22 protein-coding genes are annotated in these 23560 nt (G+C 64.8%); 10 read left to right on the top strand and 12 right to left on the bottom strand.

Translation table 11 applies throughout. The annotated features are described in order from the left end of the window. Positions 1-42 precede the first annotated feature (42 nt). Positions 43-888, bottom strand: a complete 846-nt coding sequence (locus V7E26_RS07480; RefSeq protein ID WP_324414803.1) for a CmcJ/NvfI family oxidoreductase — start codon at positions 886-888, stop codon at positions 43-45. A 317-nt stretch (positions 889-1205) separates the two neighbouring features. Between V7E26_RS07480 and V7E26_RS07475 the strand changes: the two genes are divergently transcribed. Further along, the gene (locus tag V7E26_RS07475; RefSeq protein WP_324414802.1) at positions 1206-1985 is read left to right on the top strand and encodes an SDR family oxidoreductase; all 780 of its coding nucleotides are present in this window, start codon (positions 1206-1208) and stop codon (positions 1983-1985) included. Positions 1986-2266: 281 nt separating this feature from the next. Here V7E26_RS07475 and V7E26_RS07470 read toward each other — a convergent pair whose 3' ends face one another. After that, the gene (locus V7E26_RS07470; RefSeq protein WP_028347431.1) at positions 2267-2566 is read right to left on the bottom strand and encodes an HU family DNA-binding protein; all 300 of its coding nucleotides are present in this window, start codon (positions 2564-2566) and stop codon (positions 2267-2269) included. A 426-nt stretch (positions 2567-2992) separates the two neighbouring features. Between V7E26_RS07470 and V7E26_RS07465 the strand changes: the two genes are divergently transcribed. Genes V7E26_RS07465 through V7E26_RS07450 form a run of 4 tightly spaced genes read left to right on the top strand, consistent with a single transcriptional unit; the run spans position 2993 to position 8082 of the window. After that, positions 2993-4609 (top strand): ABC transporter substrate-binding protein, encoded by a 1617-nt coding sequence (locus tag V7E26_RS07465; RefSeq protein WP_324414801.1) that lies wholly within the window; start codon positions 2993-2995, stop codon positions 4607-4609. A 23-nt stretch (positions 4610-4632) separates the two neighbouring features. Next, positions 4633-5610 (top strand): ABC transporter permease, encoded by a 978-nt coding sequence (locus V7E26_RS07460; RefSeq protein ID WP_324414800.1) that lies wholly within the window; start codon positions 4633-4635, stop codon positions 5608-5610. Positions 5611-5614: 4 nt separating this feature from the next. Then, positions 5615-6445: an ABC transporter permease gene (locus V7E26_RS07455; RefSeq protein ID WP_324414799.1), complete on the top strand. Its 831-nt coding sequence runs from the start codon at positions 5615-5617 to the stop codon at positions 6443-6445. Beyond that, on the top strand, positions 6442-8082 hold the full coding sequence (locus V7E26_RS07450; protein WP_324414798.1) for an ABC transporter ATP-binding protein: 1641 nt from the start codon (positions 6442-6444) through the stop codon (positions 8080-8082). Before V7E26_RS07455 ends, V7E26_RS07450 begins: the two co-directional genes overlap by 4 nt. On the opposite strand, the gene V7E26_RS07445 is transcribed toward V7E26_RS07450, so the two are convergent. Then, the gene (locus V7E26_RS07445; RefSeq protein ID WP_324414797.1) at positions 8068-9453 is read right to left on the bottom strand and encodes an NAD(P)/FAD-dependent oxidoreductase; all 1386 of its coding nucleotides are present in this window, start codon (positions 9451-9453) and stop codon (positions 8068-8070) included. The genes V7E26_RS07450 and V7E26_RS07445 overlap by 15 nt on opposite strands. Before the next feature lie 74 nt (positions 9454-9527). Here V7E26_RS07445 and V7E26_RS07440 point away from each other — a divergent pair, with 74 nt between their 5' ends. Then, entirely contained in the window at positions 9528-10382 is an 855-nt protein-coding gene (locus tag V7E26_RS07440) for a VOC family protein (protein WP_324414796.1), read from the top strand. 116 nt (positions 10383-10498) lie between these two features. Here V7E26_RS07440 and V7E26_RS07435 read toward each other — a convergent pair whose 3' ends face one another. From V7E26_RS07435 to V7E26_RS07395, 9 genes are all read right to left on the bottom strand, one after another. Next, positions 10499-12154 (bottom strand): regulator, encoded by a 1656-nt coding sequence (locus tag V7E26_RS07435; RefSeq protein WP_324414795.1) that lies wholly within the window; start codon positions 12152-12154, stop codon positions 10499-10501. Beyond that, the gene (locus V7E26_RS07430) at positions 12151-12858 is read right to left on the bottom strand and encodes a cysteine hydrolase family protein (RefSeq protein WP_324414794.1); all 708 of its coding nucleotides are present in this window, start codon (positions 12856-12858) and stop codon (positions 12151-12153) included. Before V7E26_RS07430 ends, V7E26_RS07435 begins: the two co-directional genes overlap by 4 nt. Before the next feature lie 175 nt (positions 12859-13033). Next, entirely contained in the window at positions 13034-14290 is a 1257-nt protein-coding gene (locus tag V7E26_RS07425) for an allantoate amidohydrolase (protein WP_324414793.1), read from the bottom strand. Continuing rightward, positions 14271-15209 carry an allantoinase PuuE gene (puuE, locus tag V7E26_RS07420; RefSeq protein ID WP_324414792.1) on the bottom strand — a complete coding sequence of 313 codons (939 nt, stop codon included), beginning with the start codon at positions 15207-15209 and terminating at the stop codon, positions 14271-14273. Before puuE ends, V7E26_RS07425 begins: the two co-directional genes overlap by 20 nt. Before the next feature lie 2 nt (positions 15210-15211). After that, positions 15212-15625: a DUF3830 family protein gene (locus V7E26_RS07415; protein WP_324414791.1), complete on the bottom strand. Its 414-nt coding sequence runs from the start codon at positions 15623-15625 to the stop codon at positions 15212-15214. A 168-nt stretch (positions 15626-15793) separates the two neighbouring features. After that, positions 15794-16585 (bottom strand): shikimate dehydrogenase family protein, encoded by a 792-nt coding sequence (locus V7E26_RS07410; protein ID WP_324414790.1) that lies wholly within the window; start codon positions 16583-16585, stop codon positions 15794-15796. 8 nt (positions 16586-16593) lie between these two features. Continuing rightward, entirely contained in the window at positions 16594-17430 is an 837-nt protein-coding gene (locus V7E26_RS07405) for a carbohydrate ABC transporter permease (RefSeq protein WP_324414789.1), read from the bottom strand. Further along, on the bottom strand, positions 17427-18326 hold the full coding sequence (locus V7E26_RS07400; RefSeq protein WP_324414788.1) for a carbohydrate ABC transporter permease: 900 nt from the start codon (positions 18324-18326) through the stop codon (positions 17427-17429). The genes V7E26_RS07405 and V7E26_RS07400 overlap by 4 nt, the downstream gene beginning before the upstream one ends. After that, the gene (locus tag V7E26_RS07395) at positions 18323-19678 is read right to left on the bottom strand and encodes an ABC transporter substrate-binding protein (RefSeq protein WP_324414787.1); all 1356 of its coding nucleotides are present in this window, start codon (positions 19676-19678) and stop codon (positions 18323-18325) included. Before V7E26_RS07395 ends, V7E26_RS07400 begins: the two co-directional genes overlap by 4 nt. Before the next feature lie 154 nt (positions 19679-19832). Here V7E26_RS07395 and V7E26_RS07390 point away from each other — a divergent pair, with 154 nt between their 5' ends. From V7E26_RS07390 to V7E26_RS07375, 4 genes are all read left to right on the top strand, one after another. Beyond that, positions 19833-20591 carry a FadR/GntR family transcriptional regulator gene (locus tag V7E26_RS07390; RefSeq protein WP_324414786.1) on the top strand — a complete coding sequence of 253 codons (759 nt, stop codon included), beginning with the start codon at positions 19833-19835 and terminating at the stop codon, positions 20589-20591. 80 nt (positions 20592-20671) lie between these two features. After that, positions 20672-21745 (top strand): LLM class flavin-dependent oxidoreductase, encoded by a 1074-nt coding sequence (locus tag V7E26_RS07385; protein WP_324414785.1) that lies wholly within the window; start codon positions 20672-20674, stop codon positions 21743-21745. Positions 21746-21826: 81 nt separating this feature from the next. Continuing rightward, positions 21827-22804 (top strand): NADPH:quinone oxidoreductase family protein, encoded by a 978-nt coding sequence (locus tag V7E26_RS07380; RefSeq protein ID WP_324414784.1) that lies wholly within the window; start codon positions 21827-21829, stop codon positions 22802-22804. Positions 22805-22849: 45 nt separating this feature from the next. Beyond that, entirely contained in the window at positions 22850-23440 is a 591-nt protein-coding gene (locus tag V7E26_RS07375) for a DUF2889 domain-containing protein (RefSeq protein ID WP_324414783.1), read from the top strand. Positions 23441-23560 lie beyond the last annotated feature (120 nt).

Here is a 23560-nt window from a genome sequence, read left to right as displayed (position 1 = left end):
GGGCGAGGTAGCATCAATGGCGCGGGAACGCGAATCCGCTTGTCAGTTCCGGTGGAACACCAGCGTCCGCAACTCGATGCTTTCGCGGGGCGGCGCATCGGCCGGCGTGGTCGGATCGATGAAGGCGGTATGCGGCCCGAACCGCGTGCGACCGTCGGTTGCGGAGTCGTAACACTTCAGGAGGAGCGCCTCGTCGGTCCGCATTTCCGGAATGTAATACCAGCGATGGTTCGGGTTGTATTTGACCGAATAGGTCTCGCCGCTGCGGTTCGGATAGATCAGGTCGGACGCGATGAGATCGCCCGGCTCGACAGTCTGGCCGTCGGCCATTGCGAGCGGTGCATCGCGCAGCGGACCGCGGATCGGCCGCCACACATTGACGACCTGCACGCGCCCCTTCAGCAGTTCTTCCGCCTCATCCGGCAGATGTTCGCGCACGCGGTTGGCGCCTGATCTGTCCGTCTGGTCGACGTGAACGCGGGTGGCCGGCTGGCGCGGGCCTCCGCCCCTGATATCGGCGGCGCCCTCGACGCGCTTGCGCACGGTGTGATCGAAGATGACAACGCGGTCCGCTTTCAGCGTCGCCTTCAGGAAGGCTTCCACGGCCGGATAGTAGATGTTCCGGACTTCCTTATCGTCGTAGAAATTCTTGACGATGGTGGGATGGCGGACCAGCGCAAAGCCCTCGCGGTCCAGCGAGAGGTTGGCGGCGATCAGGCGTGCATCGAAGATCGGGACATTGTGCGGCTCGGGCAGCGCGGTGGATTTGGGCTCGCCCGGCGGCGGATCGAAAGCGTAGGTACGAGGCTTTCCTTCTGTCGGCGCCAGATAGTTCAGCTCGGCGGTAACGAACGGAAGCGATTCGAGTTTGGCTTGCTGCAGGCCCATGGTGGTCTCCTGGACTCCATTGTTGTTCTCTTGATCTTGGCGAGGCCGTCAGCCGCCACAAGGTCGCGGCAGAAAAAGCAACGATGCCATTCCCGCCCGCGGCAAACGGGAAAAATCCTTGCCAGGGCGCCGTCGAAACCGGATGGAATTTCCGCCGTTCACGACAGCGTCATCTCCGAGTTCGATTGCGTGCGGCGCGAAGCTGCCCTCGCCTGCCGGCGGCTTGATCATGCCGGCGCAGGCCCCCATGATGGACTGTCCGCCGATCATCCGCATCGGCCAGCCGGCGGCAGCAAGACCGCGCTCGGGAGAACAACATGCAAGTCACGATGAAGGACAGAGTCGCCGTGGTCACCGGCGGCAGCAAGGGGATCGGGATCGCGGTTGCGCGTCGATTTGCCGGCGCCGGCGCCAAGGTGGCGATCCTCGCCCGCGGCGCGCAGGATCTCAAGGCGGCGCGGGAAGATCTCGGCAAGGAAGGGTTGACGGTTCGCGACTATGTCTGCGACGTCTCGAAGGCGTCGGACATTGCAAGCGCACATGACAAGATCGTCGGGGATCTCGGCCCGGTCGACGTTCTCATCAACAATGCCGGCACGGCGCGGACGATGGCGTTTGAGAACATCTCCGACGAGGCCTGGCAGGAGGATCTCGACCTCAAGCTATTCGCGGCGATCCGTTTCAGCCGGCTGGTCTGGCCGGGCATGAAGACACGCAAATGGGGCCGTATCATCAACGTGCTCAACACCTACGCCAAGGCGCCGGCCGCCTCATCCGCGCCGACTTCGGTGTCGCGGGCCGCGGGCATGGCGCTGACCAAGGTGATGGCGAACGAAGGCGGCGAGCACAACATCCTGGTCAACGCTATGCTGGTCGGCCTGATCATGAGCGATCAATGGGTGAAGCGCCACGCCGCGCAGGCGCCCGACACGGACTTCGAGGTGTTCGCCAAAACTCTCGCCAGGGGCACGCCACTGGGGCGGATCGGGACGGCAGAGGAGTTCGCCAACCTCGCATGCTTCCTTGCGTCCGATCAGGGGTCGTACATCACGGGAACGGCGATCAATGTCGACGGCGGACGGTCGCCGGTGGTGTAGTGGTTGCATCTCCCTCGCCCCGCTCTTGCAGGGATGACAAGCTGTGGCGGGGATGACTTGCACGAACTCTCTCCCCACGTCGTCCCGGCGAACGCAGGGACCCATAACCACAGGCCTTCGTTTGGAAGGACGGCGTCTGCCACGGTGCCACAAGAGAAATCACGCGGTATGGGTCCCTGCGTTCGCAGGGACGACGGGACGAGGTGAAGAAAACAAAAAGGCCCCCGTCGCCGGAGGCCTTTCCGCTTGCTCTGGCCGCTTGGTCAAGCGGCCCCTTGATCTCAGACCGCGTCCTTGGCGGCCTTGACCGGGCGGGCGCGCACGATCTTGCGGGCCGGCTTGGCCTTGAACATCATTTCCTCGCCCGTGAAGGGGTTGGTGCCCTTGCGAGCCTTGGTCGCGGGCTTCTTGACCACGACGAACTTCGCGAAGCCAGGAACGAGGAATAGCCCGTTCTTCTTGAGCTCCTTGTGACCGACGTCAACGAGCGTGTCCATCACGTTCTTGACCTCTTTCTTCGAAAGTTCGGTGGTGGTCGCGATCTTCTCGATCAGCTGCGACTTAGACATTTGGGTGGCCATGGTTGCTCCATTGATTCTGGCACAGGGCGACGATATGGCGAAAAGCGCCTAAAAAACAGGGTTTCCGACATTCTGCACACCTATCCGCTAGTCGGTTTGCAGTGATTCGTCCAATTTTTCCGGGGTTTTTTGACATCCGAAGCCGTCTTGCCCCTATTTTTATGGGGATTTTGCGCGCCCGATGTCCCTTTTTCGGACAATCCGGGGCTGCCCTGCCGTCCCCGCGTCCATCGGGACGAGCCGGAATCCGCCCCTCCGCGAGACAAAAAGCACGGATGGATCGGCCGGCAAGCACATTGTTTTCGGAAGGATTTTCCGTTCCGCGCGTTGATTTGAAAATGACTCGCGTCGGCGTTCCATCGTAGCATCGCCGTTAAAGGCGGACGCTTGAACGGTTCGCCATCAATATGTGTCCGGAGACTTCGCATGGATTTGACGCGCCTTGAGATCAACCGCCGCACCGCGCTGCTGACGTCCGCAGCCATCGCGGCCAACGTGATCAATCCGATGCGGGCCTTTGCCCAGGAGACGCCGCGCAAGGGTGGCGTGTTCAACGTCCACTACGCCGCCGAGCAGCGCCAGCTCAACCCGAGCATCCAGGCTTCCACCGGCGTCTACATCATCGGCGGCAAGATCCAGGAAAACCTCGTCGATCTCGACGCCAGCGGCCAGCCGGTCGGCGTGCTCGCCGAAAGCTGGGAAGCCACCCCCGACGGCAAGACCGTCACCTTCAAGCTGCGCCAGGACATCACCTGGCACGACGGCAAGCCGTTCACCTCGGCCGACGTCGAATTCACCGCCATGAACATGTGGAAGAAGATCCTCAATTACGGATCGACGCTGCAGCTCTTCCTCACCGCGGTGGAGACGCCTGACGCGCATACCGCGATCTTCAAATACGAGCGCCCGATGCCGCTGAACCTGCTGCTGCGCGCCCTGCCCGACCTCGGCTATGTCTCGGCCAAGCATCTCTATGAGAGCGGCGACATCAGGCAGAACCCGACCAACCTTGCCCCCGTCGGCACCGGCCCGTTCAAATTCGTCAAATATGAGCGCGGGCAATATATCATCGCCGACCGCAACGAAAATTACTGGCGGCCGAACGCGCCGTATCTCGACCGCATTGTCTGGAAGGTGATCACCGACCGCTCCGCGGCGGCGACGCAGATGGAAGCCGGCGAGCTGGACTATGCGCCGTTTTCCAGCTTGACGCTCTCGGATCTCGCCCGGCTCGGCAAGGACAAGCGCTTCATTGTCTCGACCAAGGGCAATGAAGGCAACGCGCGGACCAACACGCTGGAGTTCAACTTCCGCCGCAAGGAACTGTCGGACATCAAGGTTCGTCGCGCCATTGCGCACGGGATCAATGTGCCGTTCTTCATCGAGAACTTCCTCGGCGATTTCGCCAAGCTTGGTACCGGGCCGATCCCCTCCACCTCGACCGATTTCTATCCCGGACCGAACACGCCGCAATACCGTTACGACAAGGCCAAGGCGGCAGCGTTGCTCGACGAAGCCGGCTTCAAGGCCGGCCGCGGCGGCACGCGCTTCTCGCTGAGGCTGTTGCCGGCGCCCTGGGGCGAGGACATCTCGCTGTGGTCGACCTTCATCCAGCAATCGCTCGGCGAGATCGGCATTCCCGTCGAGATCGTCCGCAACGATGGCGGCGGCTTCCTCAAGCAGGTCTATGACGATCACGCCTTCGACATCGCGACCGGCTGGCACCAGTACCGCAACGACCCTGCCGTCTCGACCACGGTCTGGTATCGCTCCGGCCAGCCCAAGGGCGCGCCCTGGACCAACCAGTGGGGCTGGGAAGACAAGAACGTCGACAAGACCATCGACGACGCCGCGACCGAAGTCGACCCGGCCAAGCGCAAGGCGCTTTACGCCCAGTTCGTCAAGGAGGTGAACACGGAGCTGCCGGTCTGGATGCCCATCGAGCAGATCTTCCTCACCACGATCACCGCAAAGGCGCGCAACCACTCGAATACGCCGCGCTGGGGTTCGGCGAGCTGGCACGATCTTTGGCTTTCCGCTTAGGCTGATATCCGCCAAGATAGGTTATGCGCATCCTGAGCCTTGCGGGGCGGCGGCTGGCCGCCTCGATTCCGACCCTTGTCCTGATCCTGATCGGCGTGTTCCTGCTGCTGCAGTTCGCGCCGGGCGACACTGTCGACGCCATGATGGCGCAGATGGGCGGCGGCGACGCCGCGACCGCGAGCGAACTGCGCAAATTCTACGGGCTCGACCTCTCGATCCCGGCGCAGCTCGGCAACTACCTCTGGCGGCTCGTGCGGCTCGATCTCGGCTTCTCCTCGATCTACGGCAAGCCGGTGGCTTCCGTCATCCTGGAGCGGTTGCCGCCGACGATCCTTTTGATGACGGCGTCGCTGTCGTTCGCATTCTTCTTCGGCCTGCTGTTCGGGGTGATCGCCGCCCGCGGCGTCAACCGCTGGCCGGATACGCTGATCTCCACCCTCGGCCTGATCTTCTATGCCACGCCCTCGTTCTGGTTCGGGCTGATGGCGATCGTGGTGTTCTCGGTTTACCTGCAATGGCTGCCGCCCGGCGGCTTCGAGGACATCGGCGCGGTGCAGACCGGCATCTGGCGCCTGCTCGATATCGCGGGCCATCTGGTGCTGCCGACACTGACGCTGGGGCTGATCTTCCTCGCCATCTACCTCCGCATCATGCGCGCCTCGATGCTGGAGGTGCTGAATCTGGATTACGTCAGAACCGCGCGAGCCAAAGGTCTCGACGAGACGCGCGTGGTGACGCGGCACGTGCTGCGCAACGCCCTGCTCCCGATGGTGACGCTGATCGGCCTGCAGGCCGGCACCATGCTCGGCGGATCGGTGGTGGTCGAAAGCGTGTTCTCGCTGCCGGGGCTCGGACGGCTCGCCTATGAATCGGTGGTGCAGCGCGATCTCAATACGCTGCTCGGCATCGTCTTCGTCTCGGCGCTGCTGGTCATTACCGTCAACTTCGTCGTCGACCTCATCTATGCGCGGCTCGATCCGCGCATTTCGGCGGAGGGCTAGCGCGATGGATGCGGTCAAGCGATACTTCCGGAGTCCCGCCGCGGTCGCGGGCCTGATCCTGCTGCTGGTCGTGATCGCGATGGCTGTTACCGCCGGCTGGTTCTATCCGCGCGATCCGCTGGCGCTCGCCGGCCGGCCGCTGGTCTGGCCGTTCTCCAACCCGCGCTTCCTGCTAGGCACCGACAATTCGGGCCGCGATATCGCCGCGCAGATTTTCTACGGCGCGCGGATATCGCTTCTGATCGGCGGCATCGCCACCGCGATTGCGATCCTGATCGGCATCCTCGTCGGCGCGTTCGCCGGCTATTACGGCGGCTGGGTCGACAATGTGCTGATGCGCATTACCGAAGCGTTCCAGACCTTGCCCAACTTCGTGCTGCTGCTGGTGCTGGTCGCCGTGTTCGGCTCGACGCTGACCACCGTGACCATCGCGGTCGGCGTGGTGTCGTGGCCGGCACCGGCGCGCCTGACCCGCGCCGAGTTTCTTTCCTTGCGCAACCGTGAATTCGTCCAGGCCGGGCGCACGCTCGGCATGAAGAACATCCAGCTCATCTTCGGCGAGATTCTGCCCAACGCGCTGCCCCCGGTCATCGTCTATGCCAGCGTGGTAATGGCGGTCGCGATCCTGCTGGAGAGCGCGCTCGCCTTCCTGCGGCTGTCCGATCCCAACGTCGCGTCATGGGGCAATCTGATCGGGCTCGGGCGCGACGTGCTGCGCGTGCAATGGTACGTCTCGGCGATCCCGGGGATTGCCATCCTCGTTACCGTGCTCGCGGTGTCGCTGGTCGGCCAGGGCCTCAACGACGCGCTCAATCCGAGGCTCAAGAGCCGATGAGCGGGAACGAAACCATCCTCTCGCTCGATCGCCTCAGCGTCAGCCTGCCCGCCGGCGCCGACCGGACCCATGCGCTCACGGACGTGTCGCTCGACATTGCCTCGAACGAGATCCTCTGCGTGGTCGGCGAGTCCGGTTCCGGCAAGTCGATGATGGCGAATGCCGTGATGCGGCTGTTGCCCAATGAAGTGACGATCGACGGCGGCCGGGTGATGTTCGAGGGCCGCGACCTCTGCGCGGTGTCGCCCGCCGAGATGCGCGAGGTGCGCGGCGACGGCATTGCGATGATCTTCCAGGAGCCGATGACGGCGCTCAATCCGCTCCGCACCATCGGCGACCAGATCGCGGAGATGTATTCGATCCACACCGATCTGTCGAAAGCCGAAATCAACGGGCGGGTGCTGGCGCTGCTGGCTGATGTCCGCATTCCCGACCCGAAGCTGGCAGCTAAAGCCTATCCGCACGAGCTTTCCGGCGGGCAACGCCAGCGCGCCATGATCGCGATGGCGCTGGCGCTCGATCCGAAGCTTTTGATCGCGGACGAGCCGACGACGGCGCTCGATGTCACCACGCAGGCGCAGATCCTGAAGCTGATCCGCGACCTGCAGCAGCGCCGCAGGACCGCGGTCATGTTCATCACCCATGATTTCGGTGTCGTCGCCGAGATCGCCGACCGCGTCGTGGTGATGCAGCATGGCGTGATCGTCGAACAGGGCACGGCATCAGAGGTGCTGCACCAGCCGCAGCATGCCTATACGAAGCAGCTTGTCGGCGCCGTACCGCCGCTGAAGGCGCCGCCGCCGCGCGTGCTTGCCGCCGACAATATTCTGGCAATCACGGATGTTTCAAAAACCTACCGCACTGGCGGGTTTTTGGGACGTGGCGCGCGGGTGACGCCGGCCGTGAAGAACGTGTCGCTCAGCCTGCCGCGCGGCGCGACGCTCGGCATCGTGGGCGAATCCGGTTCCGGCAAGTCGACGCTGGCACGCTGCATCGTGCGGCTGATCGATCCCGACACCGGCTCGATCGAGCTCGATGGCAACGACTGGGCAAAGCTGTCGCGCGAACAGGTCAGGCGCGAGACGCGCCATATCCAGATGGTGTTCCAGGACCCGTTTGCCTCCCTCAATCCGCGCCGCAAAGCGGCCGAACTGGTGGCACAAGGCCCGATGGTACACGGCACGCCGCGGGCGGAGGCACTTGCCAGTGCAAGGGAGCTGTTCGCGCTGGTCGGGCTAGATCCCTCCGCCAGCGACCGCTATCCGCATGAATTCTCCGGCGGCCAGCGCCAGCGCATCGGTCTCGCGCGCGCGCTGGCGCTGAAGCCTGATGTGCTGGTGGCGGATGAGCCGGTCTCCGCGCTCGACGTTTCCGTGCAGGCACAGGTGCTGAAACTGCTCAGCGAATTGCGCGAGCGGCTCGGGCTTTCCATCGTCTTCATCACGCATGACCTGCGTGTCGCCGCGCAGATCTGCGACCTCGTCGCCGTCATGAAGGATGGCGCGGTGGTGGAACACGGCCGCGCGGCCGATGTGTTCGGCAATCCGCAGCATCCCTATACGCAGGCGCTGCTGGACTCGATTCCCGGCGGTGAGTTTGCTCGGGAGCACGATACAGCGGGGTTAGCTGGAGCGTGACGTTCCGCTCTTATTGGCCGAAGCGAGGAAATATTCCGCCCATCGCAGCAACTCGAAGCGGTCGCCTTTGACCGGCTCCTGCGCATCGCGATACCGGTAAAGCACCAGCATCCAGGGCGCGATCTTGCGCAGCAGGCCGTGCGCCACGTATGTCATCGGCGCCGTGAACGGCAGCGCCAGCTCGTTTTCCGGGACGCCTTGCACGGCCTTCGCCAATTCGCGGCCGAGCGGCATCGTCAGCGCGATGGCGCGGCCGTTGCAGCCGGTCCAGCCATAGGCGTTCGGCCCGAGACGATGGATGCGCGGCAGGAAGTCCGCCGTCATCCCGACATAGCCGTTCCAGACATAATCGAACGAGACCTCGCCGATCTGCGGCCACAGCCGCTGCAGGCGCTCGGTGACGCGCGCCTTGATCCGCTCCACCTTGTTGCCGGGGCCGAGTACGGCGCCGCCGGTGACGAGACGGTTTCGCGCGTCATAACGCGCGAAATAGAGTTCGCCATGGGTGTCCGACATCGCCTGCCGTCCCGGGATGATGGTCTTGCGGACGTTATCGGACAGCGGCTGCGTCGACATCTGCCACGACAATACCGGCATCACCTCGTGCGCGATCTCCGGCACCAGTGATTTCGAGAACTCGCCGCTATAGGCATTGGTGGCCATCACAAGCGCGCGGCCGGAAATCTCGCCTTTGGCGGTCTTCACCACCCAGCGGTCGCCACGGCGTTCGAAACTTTCGGCCGGCGAGCGGGCGTAGATGCGTGCGCCGAGATCGAGCACGGTGCGGGCCAGGCCGCGCGCCAGCGCCAGCGGGTTGATATGGCCGCCGGTCCTGTTCCAGAAGCCGCCGTACCACGCGTCGGAGCCGAGCATGTCGCGCATCTGCTCGCGCGACAGCAATTCGACCGGCGCGCCGACGTTCGACCATTGCCGCACCCGCCGCTCCGCGATCTTGATGCGGCCGGGCGAGTGCACCGGCTGCACCCAGCCCTCCTGTTCTCCCTCGGCGTCGATCTTGTAGCGCCGCGTCAGGTCGAACAGATACGAAGCACTGTCGCGCAGCATGCCGACAAAACGTTCTCCGGTCTCGCCGTGCTTTGCAACGATATCCTCCGGATCGGGCCGCGATAGCGTCGGGATCACCTGGCCGTTGTTGCGGCCCGAGGCGCCCCAGCCGGGCTCCGCGGCCTCGACGATCGCCACGTCAACGCCGGCCTCGCGCAGATGCAGCGCGGTGGAAAGGCCGGTGAAACCGCCGCCGATCACGATCACGTCCGCCTGCTGCGTGCCGATCAGTTCGGGCAATTCGGGCCCCGAAGGCGTCACGGCCGCCCACAGTGAATCGGGCCAGCGGACGTTACTCGTATTCATCGGGATCCTTCCTTGCAGGCAACTGGTCGTTCTGCTTAGTTTAGTCCCCTAACCAGCTCCAGGGAAACAAGAGAGTGGCACTCAAGAACGTCATCGGGATCGATCACGCCGTGATCATGGTGAAGGACCTCGACAAGGCCGCCGAAAACTACAAGCGGCTCGGCTTCACCGTGTCGCCGCGCGGCACCCACAGCGCGCATATGGGGTCGGGCAACTACACCATCATGTTCGATCCTGACTACATGGAATTGCTCGGCGTGCTCAATCCGACGGAACATAATGCTCCGGCGCGGGCCTATCTGGAGAAGAACGGCGAAGGCATCGAGCGCATCGCGTTCACCGCGGTGGACTCCGCGGAAGGTGCGGAAGAAATCCGCGCGCGCGGCTATCCGCCGGTCGGCCCGACCGATTTCGAACGTCCGGTGACGATGCCCGACGGTACGGTGTCGGCGGCGAAATTCCGCACCTTCCAGTGGCCAACGGCGGAATCGCCCGGCGGCGTGCGTATCTTCGCCTGCCAGCACAAGACGCGCGAGACGGTGTGGATTCCCGAACTGATGAAGCACGCCAATGGCGCGAAACGGCTGAAGCAGGTGTTGATGGTCGCGCCGGAGCCCGCCAGGGAAGCGGCGCATCTGGCCAAAATGATCGACCGCGAGACGCGCGGCGAGGCGGATGGCGCCGTCGCGGTGCCCTCCGGCGGCGACCGCGCGGATTTCGTGTTCCTGACGAAGGAGCAGATCGCCAGGCGCTATCCCGGCGTATCGCTCGCCGGCCTGCCCGAGCGCGGCGGCGCGGGGCTCGTGATCGTCGCTGATGTCGCAGCCGCGGAGAAGGCGCTGGGCGCGGTCGGCGTCAAGAGCGCCGGCGGCGTGATCGTGCCGCCGGCAGAAGGCAACGGCACGATGCTGGCGTTTGTGAAGGGATAGCGCCGTCATCTCCCTCATCCTTAGAAGCCACGAAGCGGCGTCTCGAAGGATGAAGGCCCGTCTGTGGCCTCATGGTTCGAGACGGCGCTAACGCGCCTCCTCACCATGAGGATCAATTACTCCGCGGGTGCGGCGACCGGTTCGGTGTGCGCGCTGTAGGCGACGCCCTCGCCGCTCCTCGCCAGCGCATACAGCCCCGCCGCCATCACGGCGTAGGCCAGCGCCACGCCCGGCGTGACGCCGAGACCGCCGCCGATGCCGACGGCTTCGCCGTGCATGAAGCCGAAATAGGTCATCACGGCTCCGGCCAGTGCGAACGCCGACCCCTTCATGAAATCGCGCTCGATCACGAAGACGCCGATCGCGCCGAGCACGAGGCCGGCGAGGATCGAGCCGCCGCCCATCACCTCCAGCCCGTGATAGATCACGCCCTGCTGCGGCAGCGCGGCGATGGCGGCCGCCTTGACCGCATCGACCTTGTCGGCGGCGAGACCGCCGACCGTCTGCGCCGCGGTCATGGTCGAGGCCAGCATGGTGTCGATCTGCAGCTTGGCCCAGGCCGCGAGATGCGGCGTCAGCGCCAGCACGATGGCGGGCGCATGCTTGACCGGCGTGGTCTGGAACGCCTGTGCGCCGATCAGCATGCCGATATAGAGCAGGATCGGCGAGATCGCGACGACGGGCACCAGCGCCAGCAGCACCGAGATGATGCCGAACCACGACAGCAGCACGACCATCAGGCCGGTCGCCGCCGAATAGCCGATCCGGCCGCCCATCGCCTTCCAGCCGGGATGGCCGATATAGACGGCGTTGATGAAGGGATTGCCCATCAGGCAGCCGATCAGGCTGACGACGCCGTCGGCGGTCAGCACGCGCGTGGTCGGATATTCGTCGCCGGCGGCTTCCGCGCTCTCGACGTTATCCATGGCCTCGACGAGATCGTAGATGCCGAAGGGAATCGCGGTCACCAGGATGATGCCGAGGAATTCGAAGCCGGAGAACACCTGGCCGAACGCCGGCAGCGGCACCGAGAAGCCGAAATTGGCAAAGGCATCGCCGAGACCCTTCAGGCTCAAACCGCCGAGACCGAGCCCGAACAGGTTCGAGCCCCACGCGATCAGCATGCCGGCAGCGATGGCAACGAGGCCCGCGGGAATCCCCTTCGGATATTTCACGCCGCCGAACCAGCTCACCAGGATGATGGCAAAGCAGACGAGGCCGATCTGCGGCGTCATGTACATTTCGAGCGCCGGCCGCATCGAGATGAAGGTGACGGAGACGCCGGCAAGCGTGCCGAGCAGCGCCGCGCGCGGCGTGATCTTGCGGATGTAAGGCGCAATGAAGCCACCGAGCATGAGGATAAAGCTCTGGAAAAACACCCAGACCAGGCCCGCCGACCAGCCCTTGAGGGGATCGCCGGTCTTCAGCGTAATCGGCAGCATGATCACGAAGGTGACGATGAACATGTGCGGCACGCTGACGCCCGACGGCAGCGCGCAGACGTCGTCGCGGCCGGTCTTCTGCGCGAGCTTGTAGGCAAGCCACGCGTAATAGAAGGTCGAGAGGCACATCATCAGGCCGAGCGCCGGCAGGATGCGGCCGAACACGATGCTGTCAGGCATCTTCAGCACGAAACGCAGCAAGCCGGTCAGCACCAGCATGTTGACGAGGATGTTGGTGCCGAAGCCGAACAGCGCGTTCCAGTCGCCCGGCGTCCATAATACCGGCTTGAATCCTGACGTGCCTGCAGTCCCTGTCCCGCTCGTGCTCATCGTGATGTCCCCGTTTCCGCTGTTGAAATCTCCGGTAAGAGCGCCGATAGCACCGCGGCTGAATCGGAGACCCAGCCGAAGATGCCGCCCTGGGCCTTGATCATCCTCAGGCCCATCTCGTGGAATTCCGGGAAGTAGGATGCGCAGCCGTCCGCCAGCACGACGCAGCGGTAGCCGCGGTCGTTGGCCTCGCGCACGGTGGTGTTGACGCAAACCTCGGTGGTGACGCCGCAGACCAGCAGATTTTCGATGCCGCGGCGCTGCAGCACATCGCCAAGCTCGGTGGCGTAGAACGCGCCCTTGCCCGGCTTGTCGATCACGATCTCGCCGCCGGTCGGATAGAGCTCGGGAATGATGTCGTGGCCCGCCTCGCCGCGAATGAGGATGCGCCCCATCGGCCCGGGATCGCCGATACGCAGCGACGGCGCGCCGCGTTCGACCTTGGCCGGCGGCGCATCGGAGAGATCGGGCAGATGGCCCTCGCGGGTGTGAACCACCAGCATGCCGGCCGCGCGCGCCGCATCCAGCACCGCCGCGATCGGCCTTACCGCGCGGGCAAGCTGGCTGACGTCATTGCCGAGCGTCTCGCCGAAACCGCCCGGCTCCATGAAGTCGCGCTGCATGTCGATGATGAGGAGCGCGGTCGCCGCCCAATCGAGCTCGATCGGCTCCGGCTCCGCAGCGAGCTTTCTTGAGTTCGCCATGACCTGCGCGCCCCGAACGAGAACTCTCGACAAGAGGGCAAGCAAGGCGCATGCCATTGTGTACAATGGCGGCATGCGATGAACGACGGCGAATTCGATCGTTGTTTCAATTCGTTGAACTGCGGATGCCGCGCCGACGCGTTCCGCGTCCGGCGCTTGCCGGACGTGCAACTGCTCACGAACTAGGCAGCGGCCGGAAGTTCTCGATGAAGCGCAGCAGCACGCATGCGCCGGCGTCGGCATCGGCCGATGCGACGTGCTCGGCCGGGTTATGGCTGATGCCGCCACGGCAGCGCACGAACAGCATGGCGACATCTGCGACATCGATCATCGCCATACCGTCATGCCCTGCCCCGCTCGGCAGTTCGAACACGGCATAACCTTCGGCCGCGACCGCTTCCGCGACCTGCGCTTTCAGCCACGACGCGCAGGGCACGGTGCGGTTCTCGTGGGTGATATCGACCTGCAGCGAGAGTTCACGACGCTTCGCAATCGCCTCGATCTGCCGCACGATCCCGGCTACCGCAAGCCTGCGGTGGTCGTCCGTCGGCGCGCGAACGTCGAGCGTGAACGAGACGCGCCCCGGGATGACGTTGGTCGCGCCGGGCATTGCGGTGATGGCACCGACTGTGCCGACCAGGCCGGCGTCGTCGTCCCCGCAGAACTGCTCGACCGCGACGATGCATTCGGCGGCGCCGGCCAGTGCGTCGCGCCGCAGCGCCATCGGCACGGTGCCGGCGTGGCCGGCCAGGCCGGAGAGGCTCACCGCCAGCCGCGTCGCTCCGGCGATTGCCGTGACCACGCCGACAGGAAGGTTCCGCTGCTCCAGCACCGGCCCCTGCTCGATGTGCAGTTCGACATAGGCATGCAGTTCGCTCCGCTTTCGTGCCGCCGTGCCGATTCGGCCGGAGTCGAGCCCGAACTGCGCCATCGCCTCGCGCATGGAGACGCCGCTGGCGTCGCGGGCGTCGAGCACGGCTTCGTCAAACGTTCCGGCGATGGCCCGGCTGCCGAGCAGCGTGGAGGAAAACCGCACGCCCTCTTCGTCGGCAAAGCCGACGACTTCGACAGCAAACGGCAACCGCACGCCGCGCCGGTTCAGGTCGGCGACACAGGCAATCGCCGTGATCACCCCGAGCGGTCCGTCCCATTTGCCGGCGTCGCGCACCGTGTCGTAATGCGAGCCCAGCATCAGGCACGGCAGGCCGGGCCGGTTGCCCTCATAGCGCCCGCAGACATTGCCGATGCCGTCGAGATGCGCGGCCATGCCGGCATCCTCCATCCATGACATCAGGAGATCGGCGGCGATGCGGTGCTCGGCCGACAGGAAGACGCGCGCCAGATGCTCCGCCGCCTCGGAAATCGTCCCGAGCTGGTTGATGCGGCCCACGATCTCGTCGCCGAGCATCGACCTACCCAATGTCGAACGCATCGTCGGCGAGATAAGCGAGATGCGCGTGCCAGTGCTGCGCGATCTCAAGCCGCGTCGGCACCCAGACGCGCTCGTGCTGACGGATGTAATCGAGGAAGCGCATCAGCGACGCGGCCCGGCCGGGACGCCCGACCACCCGGCAGTGCAGCCCGACCGACATCATCTTCGGCGCGGTTTCGCCTTCCCGGTAAAGAACGTCAAAACCGTCCTTCAGATAGCTGAAGAATTCGTCCCCGCCGCCAAAACCCTGCGGGTTGATGAAGCGCATGTCGTTGGCGTCGAGCGTATAGGGAATGACCAGATGCGGTTTCAAGCCACGCGACTTGATCCAGTACGGCAGGTCGTCGGCATAGGAATCGCAGAGATAAAGCAAGCCGCCAACTTCCATCAGAAGCCGCATCGTGTTGATCGAGGAGCGTCCGGTGTACCAGCCGAGCGGGAGCGCGCCCGTTGCCTCGGTGTGGATGCGGATGGCGGACGCGATCTCGGTCCGCTCCTCGCTCACCGACATGTCCTTGTGCTCGATCCATCGCAGACCGTGGCTCGCGATATCCCAGCCGGCCTCCTTCATGGCCGCCACCACATCGGGATTTCGCTGCAGCGCCCTGGCGACGCCGAACACGGTGACCGGCAGGTTGCGCTCGGTGAACATCCGCCACAGCCGCCAGAAACCGGCGCGCGAGCCATATTCGAACATCGATTCGATATTGGCGTGGCGCTGGCCCGGCCAGGGCTGCGCGCCCAGCACATCGGAGAGGAACGCCTCCGAGGCGCGATCGCCGTCGAGAATATTGTTCTCGCCGCCCTCCTCGAAATTCACCACGAACTGCACGGCCACGCGCGCGCCGCCGGGCCATTTCGGATCGGGCGGGTTGCGCCCGTAGCCGCGGAAGTCGCGCGGATAAGACGGCGCGGCCATGCCTAGACTTCCTCGAAGCGGATCTTCTGCGCGCCCTTCCACAGCACGGTCTTGCCGAAAGCGGTCAGGTTCTCCAGTCCCGAGGTCAGGGTAATGAAGTGGTTGCCGGCGAGCTGGCCCATCTTGCTTGCGAAATGCACGCCGCCATAGGCGAGCAGGATTTCGGTCTCGCTGATGCCGCCGGGATAGAGAATGATCTGGCCGGGCGCCGGATAGCTGGTGTGGTTCTCGTAGGAGACGCCGAAATCAAGATCGCCGAGCGGCATCCAGACCCCCTCGCCGCTCCAGCGGACATGGATCGCCTGGCTCTCGAACGGCATCGCCTTGCGGAACGCGGCGACCGTCTTCGGCGCAAGTTGCTCCTCGAAACGGGCCTCGAAGGTGAATTCACCGGCGCGGACAATCAGGTGGCTCATCGATCTCTTCTTCTACGGGTCGAGGACAAGGTTTCAGCAATATCAATCGCAGCCGGACCAAGCCGACGCAAGGCCGATTCGAGGCCCTCTTTGACAGTTTGACGCAGCGCAGACCCGGGATTGTGCGGGCGCGGACCGGCGCCCCCAGTTCAATCGCGCGCGCTGAGTTCACGCCTCGCCACGCCAGAATGCCGTCTGCAGCGGCAATTGGTGTTTGATCATCGCGACGCCATCGACCACCTTGAGGCCGCGCGCGGCGCAGGCCTGCATGAACTCGGTCCGCCGCGCGGCGATGATATCGAACACCGCGCAATCATCCGGCAGCCGCGCGGGATTCATCGGCATGGCGTCGGTCTCGTGCAGGCCAAGCGACGTGGCGTTGACCAAAAGGCCGGCGTCGTCGAATTTCTCGTCGAGCCTGATGTCGAGGTCGGCAAAACGGCTGCGAAGTTTCGCGGCGAGGATTTCGACCGGGCCCGGCGCTTCGTTCAGAATGCGCAATCGCCTGAGGCCGGCCGCAGCGAGCGCGTGACAGATCGCGCGGCCGGCGCCGCCCGCACCGATCACGACGCAGCGGCGATCGGGATCAAAAATCCCGGCCTCGCGCGCGGCATTGAGGAAGCCGCCGCCATCGAAGGATTCGCCGACCAGCCGTCCGCCGGGCTCGATCCGGATGGTGTTGACCACGCCCTCGAACTCGGCGGCGGGACCGACCGCATCGCAGAGTTCGAACGCCGCGGGCTTGTGCGGCATGGTGAGGTTGAAGCCGGCGACGCTCGGCGATTTCGCAAGCGTGCGGATCGTCGCGGCGAGATTTTCCGGCGCGATGTCGAGCGGCACCATGTGCCAGTCGAGCCCGGCGCCTTGAAAGTAAGGCGTGTAATGACGCGGCGCGCCGACATGCCCGGCCGGATGGGCGAAAATGAAGACGAAGCGCGAAGCCCCGGTCGGAAGCTGCACGGCCCACCCTATCCCTTCACCGCGCCGGCGGTCAGCCCGCTCACGAGATAACGGCGCACCGCGAGCGAGAAGATCAGCACCGGCGCCATCACAAGCGAACCGCCGGCGGCGATCTTGCCCCACTCCCAGCCCTCGTAGTTCATGAAGTTGACCACGGCGACCGGCGCAGTGCGCGCATTTGTCCGCGTCAGGATCAGCGCGAAGAAGAAGTCGTTCCAGGCGTAGAGGAAGCAGAGGATCGCGGTGGCCGCGATGCCGGGCGCGACCATCGGCAGCATGATCTCGAGGAAGATCACCCGTATCGGAGCGCCGTCGACCAGCGCCGCCTCTTCCAGCGACGGCGGCACCGTGTCGAAGAACGGCTGCATCATCCAGATCACGAGCGGCAGGTTGAAGCTGGTGTAGACCAGCACCAGCCCGGTCACGGTATCGAGCAGGCCGATCCAGCGATAGAACAGGAAGAACGGAATCGTAAAGGCGATCGGCGGCGCCATTCGCGTGACCAGGATGGCGAAGCTGAGCGCGTGCCGGCCGCGCCCGGTCCAGCGCGACAGCGCATAGGCCGCGGGTACGCCGAGCGTGAGCGCCAGCGCGGTCGAGAACGAGGCGCTCATCAGGCTGTTGACGAAGGATGCCGGGAAGGCGCCCTGCCAGAGCGAGGTGTAGTTCTGCAGCGTCGGCGTGAAAATCAGGGGCGGCGGAAACTGCAGGATCAGGTCGTTGGACTTGAAGCTCATCTGCAGCAGCCAGAGAAACGGCGAGAGCAGCACCAGCAGCGTCACGCCGATCGCGGCGAGCCGGCCCCAGCTTGCCGAATGGCGGATCGGACCGCTGTCGCCGCTCATGCCGTGGTTTCCCGGCGGCGGCCCATCCACACCACGCCGAACGAGACCACGACGACGAGCAGCAGCAGCACCACCGTGACCGAGCTGGAATACCCGATCTCGTTGAAATCGAACGCCAGCAGATAGGCGTAGTAATTCGTCACCTCGGTGACGCTGCCCGGCCCGCCCCCGGTCAAAAGGAAGATCAGCGGAAACGCCTTGACGCTGTCGATCAGGCGGAACATGCCCGAGATCACCAAGACCGGCGCGATGAAAGGCAGCGTGACGTAATAGAAGATCTGCAGCCGGTTGGCGCCATCGACCAGAGCGGCTTCGGAGAACTCGTCCGGAATGGTCTGCAGCGCGGCCAGCACCATCAGGAAGGTGAAGGGAAGCCATTCCCAGGTATCGGCGATGATGATCGCGGTCAGCGCAAAGTCGACGCTCGAGGTGAGCGAGGGCATGGTGATGTTGAGCAGGCTGGCCGCGTAATAGAGCGGGCTGATGTCGGGCGTATAGATCAGCTTCCAGATCACGGCCACCACGATCGGCGGCAGCACCATCGGGATCAGGAAGAAGGTGCGCGCGAACTCCACGAAACGCGACTGCGTGTGCAACAGCAGCGCCAGCAGCATGCCGAGCAGGACCTGAAACAGGACGCCCCAGAACGACAGCTTCGCCTGCACCCACAGCGAATTGACGAAGCGCGGATCGTCGGGCAGCAGGCGATAATTGCGCAAGGGCGAGGAGAAATCGGTCGCCGAACCCGGATTGACCAGTTGGAACGGCGTCAGGCTGGTCACGACCAGATAGATCGCAGGCAGACCCGCGATCGCGAACAGCACGATCAGGCTCGGCGCCAGCGCGACTTTATTGAAGCGGCGACGCGCGGCGTCGGCCAGTGTGTTTTCGCTCAAAGCGTCGTCCCGGCCCGGCGGAGATTGGCGATCGCCTGTTCCTGCGCGGCGTTCATCGCCGGCCCGGCCGCGAGCTGCCCGGTCGCCACCTGCTCGAACGCCTTGTTGAGGACGTCGCCGACGATCGGGAATTCCTTCACGGTGCGATAGGCCATGTAGTTCTGGCCCTTGGCCGGCAGTCCCAGCACTTCCAGATAGAGCGCGCCGAGGTCCTGGCCATTGACGGTATTGAGCCTGCGATATTCCTCGCTCTCGATCACCGAACGGCGGCAGACCGAGGAATGGCCGTGCTCCTTGACCAGCCGCATCGAGATTTCCGGACTGACCGCCCATTTGATGAATTCCCACGCCGCCTTCTTGTTCCTGGCGTTCTTGGGAATCCCCAGCCCCTGGCTGTTGGCGGCCGGGAAATCATTGACCGGCCCTGCCGGCATCCGCACCACGCGCGAGGTCTCCTTCACCTTGCTCTCGCTGGACATCAGGATCGGCGTGATCCAGGCGCTGGAGTGAATGAAGATGTTGGAGCGGCCGGTGAGCAGGGCCTGCCGCGCCTGGTCCTCGGTATAGGTCAGCACGCCCTTCGGCGCGTAGTTCTTCAGGAGATTAGAATAGAACTCCACCGCCTGAACCGCCTGCGGCGAGTTCAGCGCCGGCATGATGTCGGCGGGCGGGTTGCGGAAGATGTTGCCGCCAAAACCCTGGATGTAGGGCGGCAGGCACCAGTGATGGAGCTGGAAGCTGACGATGCCGTTGACATTGTCGGTGCCGTTAAGTTCCGCGCATACCTGCTGCAGCTCGGCAAAGGTCTTGGGAATCTTGAGGCCCTTCTTCTCCATCAGGTCCATCCGCGACAGGCCCATCACCATGGCGCCGCCTTCCCAGGAATAGCCGTAGGTCGCACCCTTGGCGTCGCGGTACGGCACCTGCGCGCCCTCGACGAAATCCTTCGGATTCCATTCCGCGGGCGTCAGGTTGGGATCGGACGTGAATTCATCGAGATTGGCGAGCAGCCCGGCCGCGACCCAGCGCGCGGCGAGAATGAAGGTGACGTTGACGAAATCGAACGCCGAGCCGCCCGACGACAGTTCGAGATTGGCCTGCTGGTTGTAGACCGGAAAGGCCGAAAGCTGCAGATCGACCTTCATGCCGGTCTGTGCCTCGAACTCCGGAATGTAGTTCTGCAGCAGGGTGAAGAAGCGGTGCTGGAACGACGCGCCGCGCAGCGTGACCCCGGCAAAGGGCTTGGCTTGCGCAATCGCCGGCATCGGAAACGCCGCGGCGCCGAGCGTGGCGGCGCCGGCCTGCAGCAGGCTCCGGCGGCTGAGGCGACGGCTGGAATTGTTGTGGGTCACGGCAGCCTCCCTGTTTGTTTTTTGGATAATATGACCGACATAAAATCGCATGTCAAAGGAAGGACGTTCAGATACCAACGAGAAAATTGCTATGGATTGACATCGTGATCCAATAAAGCAGACAATATTCTTTCATCGCCTTGAGGGTCTCGCTTTGCCCAGGGACGCCGAATCCCGCCAGTCCAACACCCATGTCGCGCGCGAGATCGCAAAGCTGATCGTGACCGGCGCATGGCAGGAGGGCTGGACCCTGCCCCGCGAGATCGAGCTCGCCTCGCAATTCGAGGTCAGCCGCACCTCGATCCGGGAATCGCTCTCCCTTCTCAAGGCAAAAGGCTTGATCGCCGCCCGTCAGAAGGCGGGCACGCATGTCCGCGAGCGAATCAACTGGAACATGCTGGATGCCGAACTGCTGGAATGGACCTGGGCGGAACGCAGAAGCGAGGAATTCGCCCGCCAGCTCACGGAGGTGCGCCGGATCGTGGAACCGGAAGCGTGCGCGATCTGCGCCGAGCGCGGCTCGGATGCCGACCTCGCCCGCATCGAGCGCGCCTACCGCGAGATGGATGCCGCCGGCATGGACAGCCGCGCCTATTCCGATCCCGACCTTCGCTTTCATCGCGGCATACTGACCGCGACCGGAAACGAATTCCTGGTCGCGTTCGGCGCCACCGTCGAGGCCGCCTTGCGGATGTCGTTCGAGCTGTCGACGCTGAACCCGGGCGCGCCGCGCAAGAGCCTGCCCTTCCACCGCGCGATCCTCGACGAGATCTGGGCGCGCAATCCTGACGGCGCGCGGCGCGCGATGCACCGCCTGATGGACCTGACCGAGCGCAACATCACATCCGCCCTGTCACGGCGCAGAAACGGCGAAGCGGTGGCGGCGGGCGCGGAACGCGAAGGCGACGCCTAAACACAAATCGCTAAGTGCTTGCATTCGCACGGCGATGCGCGTTTCATTCGGTCCAAAGCAAAAAGACCCGAGGAGATGCGATGCCCGCAAGAATCATCGGCATGATCGGCACCCAGCAGGAAGGCATTGCGGTTCACCTGATCAAGGGACAGATATCCCGGCAATGGGTGGTCGATTTCACCCGCCTGCACGAACAGTGGAACTATGATGCCGTCCTGGTCGGGTATTACGCCTCCGCCGCCGAGGGTTTTGCGATTGCGCTTTATGCGGCCGACCACACCGAGCGGATCAAGTTCCTGATCGCGCACCGGCCGGGTTCGGTGGCCCCCGCCCTGGCGGCGCGGCAGATCGCAACCTTCGACCAGCTCACGCAGGGCCGGATGGCGCTGCACATCATCGCCGGCACCAGCGACGCGGACCAGGCCAGCGAAGGCGACTTCCTGCCCAAGAACGACCGCTACCGCCGCGCCGGCGAATATCTCGAGGTGATGCGAAAACTCTGGACCAGCGACGGCCCGATCGATCACAGGGGCGAATTCTACCGGGTCGAGGGCGGCTATTCCGACATCAAGCCGCATCAGCAGCCCTACCCCAGCCTGTTCTTCGGCGGCTCGTCGGAAGGCGCGCTGGAAATGGGCGCCAGGCATTGCGACGTGTTCGCGATCTTCGGCGAGCCGCTGAAGGAGACGCGGGAGCGCGTGCAGGACTTCCGCCGCCGCGCGGCGGCCTTCGGGCGCCAGGTCGGCTTCAACATGTCGCTGCGGCCGATCATGGCGGCGACCGAAGGCGCGGCGTGGGACAAGGCCAATGCCCTGCTTGCGGATGTCGAGCGCAAGACCGGCGCGGCGCCGCAGCCGACCAACCATTCCGCCGAACGCCTGCTCGGCTATGCCGCGCGCGGCGACGTCCATGATGAACGGCTGTGGATGGGAATTGCCCGGGCCACCGGCGCCCCCGGCAATACGTCATGCCTCGTCGGCACGCCCGAGCAGATCGCGGCGGCGGTGCTGGAATATTACCGGCTCGGTATCCACTCTTTCCTGCTGCGCGGCTTCGAAAATCCGCATGACACCATGGCGATCGGCCGCGATCTGATTCCCCTGATCAAGGACGGCGCGCTGGCGATCGACCGGCAGGCCGAGGCCGCCGAATAGAGTTACCCTGGCCCCGCACGCATCTTAATACGCCGACGCAAGTCGTTGGCGCGGGACGAGAAAACGCATGAGAGAATTTGCATGAAGGCCGTCCTTGTCGAGAACTATGATTCCATCGATGGTATTTCGATCAGGGAGATCGAAACGCCCGGCGTCTCCAGCGGCAATGTCCGCGTCAAGGTCGGCGCCGCCGCGGTCGGCTTCGTCGACGGGCTGAAGGTGCAAGGGCTCTACCAGACCAGGGATCCCCTGCCGTTCATTCCGGGGACGGAGTTCGCCGGGATCGTCGATGCCGTGGCCGGCGACGTCACCGCGTTCAGGCCGGGCACGCCGGTGATCGGCATGGTCAGGTCCGGCGCGCTCGCCGAATATATCTCGGTGCCGTCGGCGGCGCTCAAGCCCCTGCCGCCGCAGGTCCCCTTCGAGGCCGGCGCCTCGTTTCAGGCCAATTATCTGACCGGACTTTACGCGCTCGATGCCCGCGCCGCGCTGCAGGCCGGCGAGATATTGCTGGTGCTCGGCGCCGCCGGCGGCGTCGGCATTGCCGCGGTCCAGCTCGGCAAGCTGATGGGTGCACGGGTGATCGCCGCCGCCTCGACGGCGGAGAAGCGTGATTTCGCGGTCCGGTTCGGCGCCGATCAGACCATTGATTACACCAAGGCCGATTGGCGCGACACGCTGAAGGAACTCACCGGCGGACATGGGCCGGATGTGATCTTCGACCCCGTCGGCGGTGAAGTAGCGCTGCAGGCGTTCCGCTCGATCGCCTGGCGCGGGCGTCATCTCGTCGTCGGCTTCGCCTCGGGCACCATCCCCGCGCTGGCCTTCAACCTGCCGCTGCTCAAGGGCGGTGCGCTGCTCGGCGTCGACCTCGCGCAAATCCAGCGGCGCGAGCCGGAGACCCACGCAAGGCTGATCACGCAATTGTTCGACTGGCTGGCCTCGGGAAAATTGCAGCCCGTGGTCGGCAAGGTCGTGCCGTTCGCGGATTTCCGCGAGGCATTCAAGACCATGCAGTCGCGCTCCGCGCTCGGCAAGATGATCGTCACATTCGGCTGAAGCGCAGACCGCCCGGCCGCTTCGGCTTCGAAACAGGAAAAACCAATGGCTTTGACATCAGAGGGGCACGCAGCCCGCCGGCGCCGCCCGATGCATACGCGCTCGGTCATCTGCGAGGGCTTCCTGCGCGACGACGGGTTTTGGGAAGTCGAGGCGTGGCTGCGCGACACCAAGCCGTTCCTCCAATCCGCCGACCAGTTTCGCGGCGAACTGAAGCCCGGCGATCCCGTGCACGACATCGGCCTGCGGCTCGCGATTGACGACGGCATGACCATCCGCGAAGCGCAGGCCATGATGCGCGAGACGCCCTACCCGACCTGCATCGAGGTCGAGCCGATCCTGGCGCGCCTGGTCGGCGAGCGCATCGGCCCGGGCTGGCGCGAGATCCTGCGGCGCAAGATCGGCCGGATCGAGACCTGCACGCATCTGATGGAATTGCTCGGGCCCGCCGTGACCACGCTGTACCAGACCATGTCGCACGGCAAGCAGCCGGAGGGCCGCGACGCGCTGGAGAACCAGCAGACCTCCGGCAAGCGTCCGTTCTTCATCGGCGGCTGCCATTCCTGGCGCGCCGACGGCCCGATCGTCGCGGCGAAATTCCCGCAGTTTGCGACCGGGCCTGGGACGAAGGATTAGGTGTCACCGCCCCTGCGGCATTGGCTCGCTTGATCGAATGGCCGGCCGCCGCGTGGTTCACCCCTTTAACCCGTCTTCGCGGATTGGCGGGTTTTGAAGACACCCGGTCGTTATAAATCA

Source organism: Bradyrhizobium sp. (assembly GCF_036735945.1).
Classification (GTDB): Bacteria; Pseudomonadota; Alphaproteobacteria; order Rhizobiales; family Xanthobacteraceae; genus Bradyrhizobium.
This window is presented reverse-complemented; position numbering and strand designations above follow the sequence as displayed.